General features: G+C 68.1%; 12 protein-coding genes. 9 read left to right on the forward strand and 3 right to left on the reverse strand.

Going from position 1 to position 12,651, the window contains the following annotated elements:
* The first annotated feature begins 77 nt into the window (after window positions 1-77).
* The gene (locus tag ABIB29_RS11755; protein WP_354172974.1) at window positions 78-371 is read left to right on the forward strand and encodes a hypothetical protein; all 294 of its coding nucleotides are present in this window, start codon (window positions 78-80) and stop codon (window positions 369-371) included.
* Between the two features lie 30 nt (window positions 372-401).
* Here ABIB29_RS11755 and pta read toward each other — a convergent pair whose 3' ends face one another.
* Entirely contained in the window at window positions 402-2,513 is a 2,112-nt protein-coding gene (gene pta / locus ABIB29_RS11760) for a phosphate acetyltransferase (RefSeq protein WP_354172976.1), read from the reverse strand.
* Window positions 2,514-2,670: 157 nt separating this feature from the next.
* Here pta and ABIB29_RS11765 point away from each other — a divergent pair, with 157 nt between their 5' ends.
* The 5 genes from ABIB29_RS11765 (at window position 2,671) to ABIB29_RS11785 (ending at window position 6,813) form a co-directional block, all read left to right on the forward strand.
* Window positions 2,671-2,979: a hypothetical protein gene (locus ABIB29_RS11765; protein ID WP_354172978.1), complete on the forward strand. Its 309-nt coding sequence runs from the start codon at window positions 2,671-2,673 to the stop codon at window positions 2,977-2,979.
* A 270-nt stretch (window positions 2,980-3,249) separates the two neighbouring features.
* Window positions 3,250-3,819, forward strand: coding sequence for a hotdog fold thioesterase (locus ABIB29_RS11770; RefSeq protein ID WP_354172979.1), 570 nt, complete (start codon window positions 3,250-3,252; stop codon window positions 3,817-3,819).
* 16 nt (window positions 3,820-3,835) lie between these two features.
* Window positions 3,836-5,164, forward strand: a complete 1,329-nt coding sequence (gene paaK / locus ABIB29_RS11775; RefSeq protein WP_354172981.1) for a phenylacetate--CoA ligase PaaK — start codon at window positions 3,836-3,838, stop codon at window positions 5,162-5,164.
* A gap of 86 nt (window positions 5,165-5,250) precedes the next feature.
* A complete protein-coding gene (locus ABIB29_RS11780; RefSeq protein WP_354172983.1) occupies window positions 5,251-5,856 on the forward strand; it encodes a TetR/AcrR family transcriptional regulator in 606 nt (201 codons plus the stop codon).
* Window positions 5,857-5,955: 99 nt separating this feature from the next.
* A complete protein-coding gene (locus tag ABIB29_RS11785) occupies window positions 5,956-6,813 on the forward strand; it encodes a DUF427 domain-containing protein (protein ID WP_354172985.1) in 858 nt (285 codons plus the stop codon).
* 78 nt (window positions 6,814-6,891) lie between these two features.
* Here ABIB29_RS11785 and ABIB29_RS11790 read toward each other — a convergent pair whose 3' ends face one another.
* Window positions 6,892-7,299, reverse strand: coding sequence for a VOC family protein (locus tag ABIB29_RS11790; protein ID WP_354172987.1), 408 nt, complete (start codon window positions 7,297-7,299; stop codon window positions 6,892-6,894).
* A gap of 182 nt (window positions 7,300-7,481) precedes the next feature.
* Complete coding sequence (paaZ, locus tag ABIB29_RS11795) at window positions 7,482-9,593, reverse strand: phenylacetic acid degradation bifunctional protein PaaZ (protein WP_354172989.1); 2,112 nt, start codon at window positions 9,591-9,593, stop codon at window positions 7,482-7,484.
* A gap of 162 nt (window positions 9,594-9,755) precedes the next feature.
* On the opposite strand from paaZ, the gene ABIB29_RS11800 reads away from it, so the two are divergent.
* The 3 genes from ABIB29_RS11800 (at window position 9,756) to ABIB29_RS11810 (ending at window position 12,591) form a co-directional block, all read left to right on the forward strand.
* Entirely contained in the window at window positions 9,756-10,172 is a 417-nt protein-coding gene (locus ABIB29_RS11800; RefSeq protein ID WP_354172990.1) for a hotdog fold thioesterase, read from the forward strand.
* Between the two features lie 276 nt (window positions 10,173-10,448).
* Window positions 10,449-11,168, forward strand: coding sequence for a DUF4397 domain-containing protein (locus ABIB29_RS11805; RefSeq protein WP_354172992.1), 720 nt, complete (start codon window positions 10,449-10,451; stop codon window positions 11,166-11,168).
* A gap of 214 nt (window positions 11,169-11,382) precedes the next feature.
* Complete coding sequence (locus ABIB29_RS11810) at window positions 11,383-12,591, forward strand: globin domain-containing protein (protein ID WP_354172994.1); 1,209 nt, start codon at window positions 11,383-11,385, stop codon at window positions 12,589-12,591.
* The last annotated feature ends 60 nt before the right edge of the window (window positions 12,592-12,651 follow it).

Here is a 12,651-nt window from a genome sequence, read left to right on the forward strand (position 1 = left end):
GCCGCCAATCCGTTGCGAAAGCCGCGGCGGGCGCTTAGAGTCGGCGGACGAACTGGACAACTCACGAAGGGATTTCCATGACCGACGACGCGACCCAGCAAGAGGGCACCCAGCCAGAGGGCACCCAGCCGGAGACAACACAGCCGGAGGGCACTGAGCCGGACAGCGGTTCCGGTAAGACGGATCCCACCGGCGTCGAGGGCGCGAACCCGGCCCTGGACGACACAGGGGACATCAAGGCCGCCGAGACCGGAGAAGCCCCGGAGGCCCCCGAGAACCTGGAGGACCTGGACCTCACGCCGACAGGCCTGGCCGATGCGCCCGCACAGCAGGAAGATCCCGACAGCCCGGCCGAGCCGGAAAACAGCTGACCCGGACAACACTGACCGGACAACAGCCGACTAGGCATGGGCGGCCGCGGGTGCCAGCTCGGCGGCGGGCTCCGCGGACTGCGCCTGGATGGCTGTGATGGCCACCGTGTTCACGATGTCCTCCACGGTGCAGCCGCGGGAGAGGTCGTTGACCGGCTTGCGCAGGCCCTGCAGCACCGGCCCGACGGCGACCGCCCCGGAGGACTGCTGGACCGCCTTGTAGGTGTTGTTGCCGGTGTTGAGGTCCGGGAAGATGAAGACGGTCGCCTGCCCGGCGACGGACGAGCCCGGCATCTTCGACTCGGCAATGGCGGCGTCGACGGCGGCGTCGTACTGGATGGGCCCTTCCACGGCGAGGTCCGGGCGGCGTGACCGCACGAGCTCGGTGGCCTGGCGGACCGCGTCCACGGCCTCGCCGGCGCCCGAGCCGCCGGTGGAGTAGGACAGCATGGCGACCCGCGGCTCCACGCCGAACTGGGCCGCGGTTTCGGCCGAGGCCACGGCGATGTCCGCGAGCTGCTCCACGTTGGGCTCCGGGTTCACGGCACAGTCGCCGTAGACCAGCACCCGGTCCGGCATCAGCATCAGGAACACGGACGAGACGATCTTGACGCCGTCGCGGGTTTTGACGAACTCCAGCGCCGGCCGGATGGTGTGCGCGGTGGTGTGGGCGGCGCCGGAGACCATCCCGTCGACCACACCGAGCTGGACCATCATGGTGCCGAAGTAGCTCCCGTCCAGCATCACCTCGAGGGCCTTGGCCAGGTCCACGCCCTTGTGCGCCCGCAGCTCCGCGTACTTCTCCGCGAACCCCTGGCGCAGCTCGGAGGTGGCGGGATCGATGATGTTGATCCCTGAGAGGTCGATGCCCTGGGTGGAGGCAAGCTCGCGGACGTCGGATTCGCGGCCCAGCACGGTCAGCTCGCAGACGTCGCGGCGGTGCAGGATTTCCGCGGCACGCAGGATGCGGACGTCCGTGCCTTCCGGCAGCACGATGTGGCGGCGCTCGGTGCGGGCCCGTTCGATCAGGTCGTGCAGGAAGCGCAGCGGCGTCATCCGCTCCAGCCGCGGCAGGTGCAGCCGCTCCAGCAGCTCCGCCTCGTCCACCCGGCGGGCCCAGAGGCCCAGGGCGGAGGCGACCTTGCGGCGGTGCCCGGACCAGATCTCGCTGCGCACCTCGGAGACGCGCTTGGCGGTGACATAGGTGTCGTCCGGGGCGGCGAAGATCGGGAACGGGGCCTGCGCCAGCAGCGAGTAGATGGTGGGGTCCGGGGCCAGGCCGCCGCTGAGAATCAGGGCGGAGGGCACCGGGAACTCCGGCGAGAACGAGGAGGCCAGGCAGGCGACGAGCACGTCGGCGCGGTCACCGGGCACGATCACCAGCGCGCCGTCGTCGAGCACGTGCAGGAAGTTGGCCACGCTCATGGCCGCCACCTTCACCGACCGCACGTCGCGTTCCAGGTCCGACAGGCCGGCCACCTGGCCGATCCCCAGGGCGGCGGCGACCTCGCCGGTGGTGGGCCGGGCGATCTCCTCCAGCTCTGGCAGCACGTACACGGGACGGCCGGAGGCGCCGGGGCGGACCTCGGCGGCGATGGCCTCGAGGTCCTCCGGGTCGGCGCGGTTGACCATAATGGCCAGCAGCGCGCACCGCTCGGCGACGAGTTCCTTGCGGGCCACCTCGACGGCGTCGACGGTCTCCGCGACGGTGCGGCCCTTCGCGCCGACGACGGCGACGACCGGGGCGGCGAGGTTGTTGGCCAGCCGGGCATTGAGGTCGAACTCGACGGCGGCGTCCTGGCCGGTCAGGTCGGTCCCCTCCACGATCACGACGTCGCAGTGCCGGGCCATCTCAGCGAAGATCTCCACGCAGCGGGAGTCGATCTCCTCGCGCTTGCCCTCGGCGAGCAGGCTGCGGACCTCGGGGAAGGTCAGCCCGCCGCGGCAGCGCTCGTCCTCGAGGTTGAACCGGGCCTTCATCAGCGCCACCATGGGATCCGAGGCGGCGTCGTGGCCGTTGACCACCGGTTTGAAGAAGCCGATCCGGTCCGCGTGCCGGTGCAGGGTGTCAGCCAGCCCCAGGGCTATAAGCGACTTCCCGGAGCCCGGGGTGGTCGCGCTGACGTAGATTCCTTTGGCCATGGTTCGCCCTTTGCTGTGCGGGTGCTCGGTCCCTCCATACTTTCACTTGTTGCCGCTGTTTCTCCATGCGGCGCCCGGAGGCTGCCCACAGGACTTTGGCCCCTTACTCTGCCGGCGCCGACCAGCCAGTGTGAGGGGGACCAGAGCGGAGGAACTCGTGGAAACGCTTCGTGTGGAACTGCAGGACATCGGCGGCACGGCCTGGTGGGCCCGCATACTCACCACCCTCGCGTCCCAGTCGGGCAGTGTGCAGTTCCGGTTCGTTGGCCGCGTGGCCGACGAGGTCCGCTATTCGAGTTCCACTTTCGCGTCGCCGACGCCTATCTCGCCGGTTCCGCCGGAAGAAAAATGGGCCCCGGGAATGACCCGCAGCCTGGAAGAGCTCCTCAGCGACATCCGGCGGGACGGATGGACCCAGGCCGGCCGCGCGAGCGAACCCTGGTCCCTGACTTTCGAACGGAACTGACCTCCGGTCCGTCCACGCCGGCCTGTCCACGCCGGCCTGACGGGCGGCCTGCACGCCGGCCTTCCTCTCTGCGGCCGGTGACGCTCCGCGCCGGTGCCGCCGGGCCGCGTTTCTCGCGGTTCGCCGCTCGATTCCGGGCGTTTCCGACCGTTTTCCGGCCGCCCAGCCGTGTCCGCCGTGAGCTTCATACGCCCGCCAGCTCTTGACAGAAGGCACCCAAATGGGATTACCTAATGAACATTCGGTAAATAAAGCTGGAGGCAATGACGCATGGCTGAACTGACGATTTCCGGTAGCACCCACCCCATCCTTAAAGACGACTACGCCTCGGAGTGGATGGGCATCGAGGTTGTGGCACTGGACGACGGACATGCCACCATCCGCATGATGCTCCGGCAGGAAATGCTTAATGGATTCGGCATGGCCCACGGCGGAATGATCTTCGCCTTCGGCGACACCGCCTTCGCGCTGGCCTGCAACCAGACCAACCCGAGCCCGGCTGACGAGGGCAACATCACCGTGGCGTCCGGCGTCGACATCAACTTCCTCAAGCCGGCCTTCCGCGGCCAAGTGCTGACCGCCGTGGCCAACCGCCGCGCCAGCACCGGACGCAGCGGGCTCTACGACATCCAGATCTATGCCGCCGATCCCGTCGCGGGCGTGCCTGCAGCCGGACTGCCGGCACCCGCCGGCGCAGCACCCGCCGACGCGGCCCCGGGCACCGTCCCCGCCGCCACGGCCCCGACCGCTACGGTTCCGGGCCAGCTCCCCACCGATATCCTCCCGGGCGAACTCGTCGCCGAGTTCCGCGGCCGCAGCCGCACCATCTCCAAGAAATAGAAACAGGGAACCCCAGATGACCCAAGAAACCGTCGCACCCACCAGTGATGCTGTCCTGGACCGCGAAGAAACCATCTCCCGCGACGAGCTCGAGGCATTGCAGCTCAGCCGCCTGCAGCACACCGTGGCCTACGCCTACGACCGTGTTCCCCTGTACAAGCGCAAGTTCGACGAGCACGGCGTCCACCCCACGGACCTCCGCGAGCTCTCCGACCTGGGCAAGTTCCCCTTCACCACCAAGGAGGACCTCCGCCTGGAGTACCCCTTCGGCATGTTCGCCGTGCCGCAGCACGAGGTGGCCCGCATCCACGCCAGCTCCGGCACCACCGGCCGCGCAACCGTCGTCGGCTACACCAAGAAGGACCTCGCCGACTGGGCCAAGCTCGTGGCCCGCTCGCTGCGCGCCTCCGGCGTCCGCCCCGGCATGAAAGTCCACAACGCCTACGGCTACGGCCTGTTCACCGGCGGCCTGGGCGCCCACGGCGGCGCCGAGGCCCTCGGCTGCACCGTCATCCCGATCTCCGGCGGCCAGACCGAACGCCAGATCACGCTGATCCAGGACTTCAAGCCGGACGCGATCCTGGCCACTCCGACCTACCTGCTGACCATCGCCGACGCGATGATGAAGCAGGGCATCGACCCCGCCTCCACCTCGCTCAAGTACGCCGTGCTGGGTGCCGAGCCGTGGACCGAGGAAATGCGCCACGAGCTCGAAGTGACCATGAACATCAAGGCCTGTGACATCTACGGGCTCTCCGAGGTCATGGGCCCGGGCGTCGCCGGCGAGGCCGTGGAAACCCAAGACGGCAGCCACATCTGGGAGGACCACTTCCGCCCCGAAATCATCGACGCCTTCGACCCCTCCGTGGTCCTGGACGACGGAGCACACGGCGAGCTGGTCTTCACCTCGCTCACCAAGGAAGCGCTGCCGATCATCCGGTACCGCACCAAGGACCTCACCCGCCTGCTGCCCGGCACCGCCCGCCCCGCACACCGCCGCATGGGCCGCATCACCGGCCGCAGCGACGACATGATCATCCTGCGCGGCGTGAACCTGTTCCCCTCGCAGATCGAGGAAATCGCTCTGCGCATCCCCGAGCTGAGCCCGCACTTCCAGCTTGAGCTCACCCGCCCGGAGGGCCAGCGGATGGACCAGCTGACCGTCCGGATCGAACGCCGCGAGTCCGTCACGGTCGAGGGTGTCGCCTCGGCCGCCAAGGTCCTGCAGCAGCAGATCAAGATCCACGTCGGATCCTCCTGCGCCGTCGACGTCGTCGAGCCCGGCTCCCTGGAGCGGTCCAACGGCAAGCTCCGCCGGATCTACGACATGCGTCCCAAGGCCTGACCCCATCATGTCCAGCCCGCCGGGCCGGCCCAGCGCGGCCGCCCCGGCGGGCCGGCTGATCTCCCGATCGTGAGAAACTAGCGAGTATGCCCACAACAGCAGCCAGCACCAAACGCGGCCGACCCGGTTACGACCAGCAGTCGGTACTCGTGATCGCTGTCGACGTCTTCAACCGCCATGGCTACGACGCCACGTCCATGGGCATCCTCGCTGAAAACCTGGGCATCTCGAAGTCAGCCATCTACCACCACGTGCCGTCCAAGGGCGATCTTCTGAAGCTCGCGTTGGACCACGCCCTGGGTGGCCTTGAGGCGATCCTGGACCAGCTGCAGGCCCAGACCGGTTCCGCCGAGGCGCGGCTGGAGTTCGTCCTTCGCGAGACCATCTCGGTGCTGGTGGAGCGGCTCCCGTTCGTCACCCTGCTGCTGCGCCTGCGCGGCAACACCGAGATCGAACGCGACGCGATGGAACGCCGGCGCGCCTTTGACCACAAGGTCGCGGCCCTGATTTCCGCCGCCCGCGACGAGGGGTCGCTCCGCCAGGACATCGACCCCCGCACCGTCACCCGGCTGCTCTTCGGCACCATCAACTCCATCGTCGAGTGGTACAAACCCGGCGGCTCCCTCTCCCCCGAGAAACTGGCCGACGACGTCATCACCATGGCCTTCCACGGCCTCCACGTCCCCCGGTAGTCCACCCCGCCTCCACCCGGGGTCCCGCGTCCCGGGCTGCGGAAGGCGCGGCGCCCGCCTCCCATTGACGGCGCCTGGCGCCGGGGCCACGCTGGGAGGATGGCCACCAGACTCTCCAGGGTGCTCATGGGCACCTTCCCCCAGCTGCGGTACGAACCCACCGCCAAAAGGGTCCGCGCGAGCCTCAACCGGACCGCCGTCGTCGATTCCCTGCAGGCCTGGCTGGTCTGGGAACCGCGGCGGATCACCCCCGTCTTTGCCGTGCCGGAACACGAACTGCTGGCCGGGCTCTCCGCACCGGCCCTGCCCGCGGCTTCGGCCGGGGTGCACCCCTTCGCCCTTCGGCAAGGCGCGGCCCCGACCTCGCTGGACCCCTCCACGGCGTTTGGCAATCACACCATCGCCGGCGAGGAATTCGACGTCGTGACGGCAGCGGCGACCGCTTCGCGGGCCGCTTTCCGGCCCGAGGACCCCGACCTGGCCGGCTACATCGTGCTCGATTTCGCGGCCTTCGACTGGCGCGAGGACGACGAGGAAATCATCGGCCACCCGCGGGATCCGTTCCACCGCGTGGATATCCGCGCGTCGTCCGTGGACGTGGAGGTGGCGCTCGACGGCGTGACGCTGGCCCGCACCAATGGCGCGCAGATGCTCTACGAGACGATGCTCCCGGTGCGTTACTACATCCCGCCCGCGGACGTGCGGCTGGACCTGCTGGAGGAGAGCCCGAAGCGGACGGTCTGTCCCTACAAGGGCCAGGCCCGCTACTGGAGCTACCCGGGCTCCGCGCAGGGCAGGAACCTGGCGTGGAGCTATGACCGGCGGTACCTCGACGCCGCCCAGATCCACGGGCTCATCAGTTTCTTCAACGAGAGGGTGGACCTGACGGTCGATGGCATCCTTCAGCCCCGCCCGGTGTCGCCGTGGTCCCGTCCCGGCGGTGCGGGGGCTCGTTGAGCACCCGGCAGCAGCCTCCAGCACGGAACAGCGCCCCGACGGAAGCCGGGGCGCTGTTCGTTAGGGTGCAACTGCCGGTTAGAGCTGGTAATCCACCGGCGAGGTGATGTTCTCGTGGACGCAGAGGATGTTGTGCTCGGTGTCCATGAACCAGGCGCACTTCTCGGAATCTGTTGTACAGATGTGGTTCTCGGTCTTGAGATCAGGCTGGTCGTAGTCCTGGAACTGGACGCCCTTGGCTTCCATCTCGCGGACGGTCCGCTCGATCTCGGAGACTTCAAAACTCAGGGTTGTGTGCTCGGAATGCTTTCCGTCCCTGACAGGCATCAACTGCAGCATGGGGCCGCCTTCGCTGCCATATAGTTCGCTTCCGTCGTCTGCCTTGCCGCGGAGCGGGAGGCCCAGGGTTTCCGCATAGAAGCGGTGGGCGCGCTCGACATCATCGACCGGCAGGACTGTTGTGGCTTTGTTCAAAACTAGGGTCATTTCGCCACCTCCTACGTTGAAAATTTTACGCCGGAGCCGGGTGGAAAGAGCCTGCAAATGTTCGCGCCGAGGTGAGACTTCGCGCCCGTGTCCGGGCGGACAATGGGCGTGAAGTCTCACCTCGGCGGCGGTGCGGCGGTGCGGCGGCGCGGGGGTGCGGCGGTGCTGGGGTGCGGCGGTGCCTATTTCTCCACGAGGGTGAGGACGTCGTAGGTGGCCACGATTTCGTCGTTCTGGTTGGTCAGGACGGCGTCCCAGGCAACCTCGCCGTACTCGTCGGTCTCGCGCGGGGTGATCTTCTTGGCGGTCAGGGTGACCCGGATGGAGTCCCCCGCGGCCACCGGAGTGATGAAGCGCAGACTCTCCAGGCCGTAGTTCGCCAGCACGGGACCCGGAGCGGGCTCCACGAACAACCCGGCGCCCCAGGCCAGCAGCAGGTAGCCGTGCGCCACGATGCCCGGGAAGAACGGGTTGGCCTCGGCGGCCTCCTGGTTGGTGTGGGCATAGAAGGTGTCGCCGGTGGTGTTGGCGAACTTCGTGATCTCGTCCAGGGTCACTTCGCGCAGCTCGGAGCGGATGGCGTCCCCGATGTGCAGGGTGCTCAGGTGCTTCCGGAACGGGTGCTGGCCCTCGGTCTCGACCGTGAAGTTGCGGTCGGCGCCGGTGTGCCAGACGCCGGTGACCGCGGTCAGCATGTTCGGCGAACCCTGGATGGCGGTGCGCTGCATGTGGTGCAGCACGGAGCGGATGCCGCCGAGCTCCTCGCCGCCGCCGGCGCGGCCCGGGCCGCCATGGACCAGGTGCGGGACCGGTGAACCGTGGCCCGTGGAGCTGCGGGCGTCCTCGCGGTTGAGCATGTGCACGCGGCCGTGGTGGGCGGCGATACCGGTGACGAGTTCGCGGGCGACGTCGGGGTCGTTGGTGCAGACCGAGGCGACGAGCGAGCCACCACCGCGGGCGGCGAGGCGGACGGCGTCGGCCAGGTCCGTGTAGCCGATCACCGAGGAGACCGGGCCGAAGGCTTCCAGCGAGTGGACCTCTTCGGCTTCCGGATCCGCCCAGCTCAGCAGCACCGGGGACATAAAGGCGCCGTCGTCGACGACGCCGACCGTACCGTCCGCGCTGGTGACCTTCGGCGAATCGAGCGTGCCGTAGGCGAGTTCGCCGCCGGCGTCGAGCATGGACTGGACGGCCGCGCGCACATCGGCGAGCTGCTCCAGGGACGCCAGGGCACCCATGTTGACGCCCTCGGCGCGCGGGTCACCGAGGACAATACGCTCCTGGATCCGCTCCCCCACGGCGGTGATGACGTCCTGCACCAGCTCCTGCGGCACAATGGCCCGGCGGATCGAGGTGCACTTCTGGCCGGCCTTGGCGGTCATTTCGGTGACGAGGGACTTGATGAAGGCGTCGAACTCCGGGGTGCCCTTGACGGCGTCCGGGCCCAGGATCGAGGCGTTCAGGGAGTCGGTTTCCGAGGTGAAGCGGACCCCTCCCTTAACCACGTTGACGTGGGACTTGAGCGTGTTGGCGGTGGAGGCGGAGCCGGTGAAGGCCACGATGTCGCGGTAGTCGAGGTGGTCCAGCATGGTGCGGACCGAGCCGGAAATCAGCTGCAGCGAACCCTTGGGCAGGATGCCGGATTCGATGATCGCCTTGACCACGGCGGCGGTGACGTAGCCGGTGGGGGTGGCGGGCTTGACGATGGTGGGCACGCCGGCGATGAAGGCCGGGGCCAGCTTTTCGAGCATGCCCCACACCGGGAAGTTGAAGGCGTTGATCTGCACGGCGACGCCGGGGATGCGGGTGTAGATGTGCTCGCCGGCGAAGGAACCGTCCTTGGACAGCACCTCCATGGGCCCGTCCACGATCACCTGGGCGTTGGGGAGTTCGCGCCGGCCCTTGGAGCCGAAGGTGAAGAGCACGCCGATGCCGCCGTCGATGTCGACCATCGAGTCGATCTTGGTGGCGCCGGTCTGGGCGGAGAGCGCGTAGAACTCCTCGCGGCGGCCGTTCAGGTACTGCGCCAGCTCCTTGAGCTTGAGCGCGCGCTGATGGAAGGTCAGCTTGCCGAGTTCCGCCTGGCCGGTGGTGCGTCCGTAATCCACGACGGCGGCGAGGTCGAGTCCCTCGGTGCTCACCTTGGCGAGGAGTTCACCCGTGCTCGCGTCCAGGACGGAGGCAGCGCCGGCTGCGGAGCCGGCGTCGGGAGTCCACCAGGAATCCCTGATGAAACTGGGAACGATCTCGACAGTGTCTACTGTGGGTTCCGGAGCAGTTGCAGTGGTGGTCATCGTTGACGGGTCCTTCCAACAGGGGCAAGATCAACACGGCCAGCATTACTGACCGTCCGTTCGGTAATATGTCTACAGTACATGAATGAGGCCTGCCGCACACTAGCTGCGGGGGCACTGACCCGCCGGGACCCCTGGATTTCCGGCCACAGAGGAGACGTTATGACGCCCGAGCCCCGCAGTACCGAGCTGTGGAAGATCACCCTCGGCGAACTCGACGAGAAAATGGGCGTGAAGATCGTTGAGGAATCCGTCGAGCGGGTCGTCGCCACCATGCCGGTGGAGGGCAACCGGCAGTCCTTCGGGCTGCTGCACGGCGGCGCCTCGCTGGCGGTCGGGGAGGCGGTGGGCTCCTGGGCCGCGGTCATCCACGCCAGCACCCTGGGCAAGACCGCCGTCGGCGTGGACGTCTCCGCCACCCACCACAAGTCCGCCCGCGAGGGGCTCATCACGATCATCGCCACCCCCATCCATCTCGGCAGCACCGTCACCACCCACGAGGTGCTGATCAACAACGCCGCCGGCGAACGGCTCTGCACCCTGCGGATCACCAACCTGCTGCTGGACCGCAGGGGCTGAGGGGGCGGCGGGACGTCGGGACTGAGGCGAAACCGCCGGGGTCGCCCCATACCTGCGGGCTCGCCGTAAGGTTACGGCGACGTCGACGTTTTCCGGCGAACCCGGCGAAGGCACCCGGCGCGCGAACCCGGCGAAGGCACCCGGCGCGCGAACCCGGCGCGCGAACCCGGCGCGGGCAAAAGTCCGGCAGGCTGCATCCAAACGGGTGCCCCGGCCGGTAGTAACGGTGTAAGCAAATCACCGCCCGGATCCGGGCAACTCAACGAGGAGTTTGAAATGCGCAAAACCGTATATGCCGCCGGGGCCGTGTCGATGCTGGCAGCCCTCGCCTTCGCCGCCCCCGCCCAGGCCGGCGGGAATCACGACGGCGGCAGGCACCACAGCGACGATGCCCTCCTGTCCGTCCTGCACGGCGTGCCCGGCCTCACCGTGGACGTGTGGGTGGATGGCAAGCTCACCCTGGACGACTTCGAGCCCGGCACCCTCGCGGGCCCGCTGAAGCTCGACCACGGCAGCTACAAGATCGCCATCACGGCCGCCGACGCCACCAGCGCCGACAACCCGGTGATCGGCCCGGTCAAGGTCCACCTCAAGGAGGGCCGGAACTACACCGCCGTCGCGCACCTGGATGCCGACGGGGACCCCACCGCCACCCTGTTCAAGAACAGCACCCGGCCCAGTCCCCAGGGCGAGGGCAAGCTGACGGTCCGGCACGTGGCGGCGGCGCCCGCCGTCGACGTCCTTGCCGGCGACACCGCGGTCATCGAGGGCCTGGAGAACCCCGAGCAGGAGGTGCTGACGCTGGAGGCCGGAACGGTGTCCGCCTCGGTTGCGGCCGCCGGCACTACCGCGCCCCTGATCGGCCCGGCGGATGTTCCGGTCGAGGCGGGCAAGAACACGATTGTGTACGCCTGGGGCAGCCTGGAGGACGGCACCCTCGGCGTTGCGGTCCAGGTGGTCGACTCGGCCAAATGGCGTGGCCACCACCGCCACTGATCCGATAACGACGGCTGAGCCGTCGGAACGGCCCTGAAGAGCTGCCCAGCTGCGCATCCGGCAAAGGATGCGCTGTTGGGCACGCTTACACCCATCCCGCCCATAGCTGTAGGGCCGGTGGACCCGGAAGGCCCCGCGCCGTCACTGTTAGCGTGGAAGTGCTGATTCACCCGACACCGCTGGGTAAAACCGGTTTCACCGGAAGGGATCCACCATGCTTTCAGACACCTCACTTCCCGTCATCAAGGCAACGCTGCCGGTCGTCGGCGAGCACATCGAGGAGATCGCCAAGCGCTTCTACAAACACATGTTCGAGGCTCGGCCGGACCTCCTGGATGGGCTATTCAACCGGGGGAACCAGGCGGACGGGCGCCAGCAGCAGGCACTCGCCGGTTCCATCGCGGCGTTCGCCGGGCTGCTTGTGAACAACGTGGACCAGGTCCCGGACCACCTCCTGTCACGGGTCGCCCACAAGCACGTTTCGCTGGGGCTCAGCCCGGACCAGTACCAGATTGTCCACGACCATCTGATGTGGGCCATCGTGGATGTGCTGGGGGACGCCGTCACACCCGACGTCGCCGCAGCCTGGGACGAGGTCTACTGGCTGATGGCGAACATGCTCATCAATAAGGAACGCGGGCTGTACAACGCGGTGCACCTCACCCCGGACACGATCTGGCGGACCTGGCGGGTGGCCGAGCGGATCCAGGAGACGGACGACGTGGTCCGGTTCGTGGTGGAACGGGTTGATGAGCGCGAGGTCAAGCCGTCTCTGCCGGGGCAGTACGTCACGATCAAGATGGCTATGCACGACGGCGTCCACCAGCCCCGGCAGTACAGCCTGACAAAGGCCGACGACGGTCAGCACCGCCAGTTTGCGGTGAAACGGGTCCACGGACTCGGGACTCCCGACGGCGAGATGTCCAAACTGCTGCACAACGAGGTCCGGGTGGGCGACGAGGTGGTGCTCTCAGCACCCTTCGGCGATGTGGTCATGGAGTACACGGACCGGCCCCTGGTCCTGGCCAGCGCGGGGATCGGGATCACCCCGATGGCCGGCATGCTTTCGCACCTCGTCAAGTCCGGCTCCCAGCGGCAGGTGGTGCTGCTGCATGCCGATGACAGCGAGGAGTCCTTCCCGCTCCGGGGGCAGGTCCGGGAGGATCTGGGCACCTTGCCGGACGGGACGCTGAAGACGTGGTTCCTGAATCCCACCGTGGGCGGCACAGCGTCCGGATCGGAGTTCTCCGGCTTTATGGATGTCGGTGCGGTGGACCTCCCCGACGACGCCGAGTACTACCTCTGCGGTCCCCTGCCGTTCCTGAAGTCCGTCCGGAGCGCGCTGGTGGCCGGCGGTGTTCCGGCCAAGGACATCCAATACGAGGTGTTTGGCCCGGACCTCTGGCTGGCTGACTTCCAGTAGCGGGGGCCAGGGGCAGTGAGCGGGTCGCCCGGCGCCGTGCGGAAGTTGGATAGCTCCGCC

The sequence above is a fragment of the Arthrobacter sp. UYEF36 genome, from assembly GCF_040547025.1.
GTDB lineage: Bacteria > Actinomycetota > Actinomycetes > Actinomycetales > Micrococcaceae > Arthrobacter.

Excerpts from the sequence above, each read along its gene's own strand:
- ABIB29_RS11755 (WP_354172974.1), top strand. The coding sequence starts at position 78 with ATGACCGACGACGCGACCCAGCAAGAGGGCACCCAGCCAGAGGGCACC.
- pta (WP_354172976.1), bottom strand. The coding sequence starts at position 2,513 with ATGGCCAAAGGAATCTACGTCAGCGCGACCACCCCGGGCTCCGGGAAG.
- ABIB29_RS11770 (WP_354172979.1), top strand. The coding sequence starts at position 3,250 with ATGGCTGAACTGACGATTTCCGGTAGCACCCACCCCATCCTTAAAGAC.
- paaK (WP_354172981.1), top strand. The coding sequence starts at position 3,836 with ATGACCCAAGAAACCGTCGCACCCACCAGTGATGCTGTCCTGGACCGC.
- ABIB29_RS11780 (WP_354172983.1), top strand. The coding sequence starts at position 5,251 with ATGCCCACAACAGCAGCCAGCACCAAACGCGGCCGACCCGGTTACGAC.
- ABIB29_RS11785 (WP_354172985.1), top strand. The coding sequence starts at position 5,956 with ATGGCCACCAGACTCTCCAGGGTGCTCATGGGCACCTTCCCCCAGCTG.
- ABIB29_RS11790 (WP_354172987.1), bottom strand. The coding sequence starts at position 7,299 with ATGACCCTAGTTTTGAACAAAGCCACAACAGTCCTGCCGGTCGATGAT.
- paaZ (WP_354172989.1), bottom strand. The coding sequence starts at position 9,593 with ATGACCACCACTGCAACTGCTCCGGAACCCACAGTAGACACTGTCGAG.
- ABIB29_RS11800 (WP_354172990.1), top strand. The coding sequence starts at position 9,756 with ATGACGCCCGAGCCCCGCAGTACCGAGCTGTGGAAGATCACCCTCGGC.
- ABIB29_RS11805 (WP_354172992.1), top strand. The coding sequence starts at position 10,449 with ATGCGCAAAACCGTATATGCCGCCGGGGCCGTGTCGATGCTGGCAGCC.
- ABIB29_RS11810 (WP_354172994.1), top strand. The coding sequence starts at position 11,383 with ATGCTTTCAGACACCTCACTTCCCGTCATCAAGGCAACGCTGCCGGTC.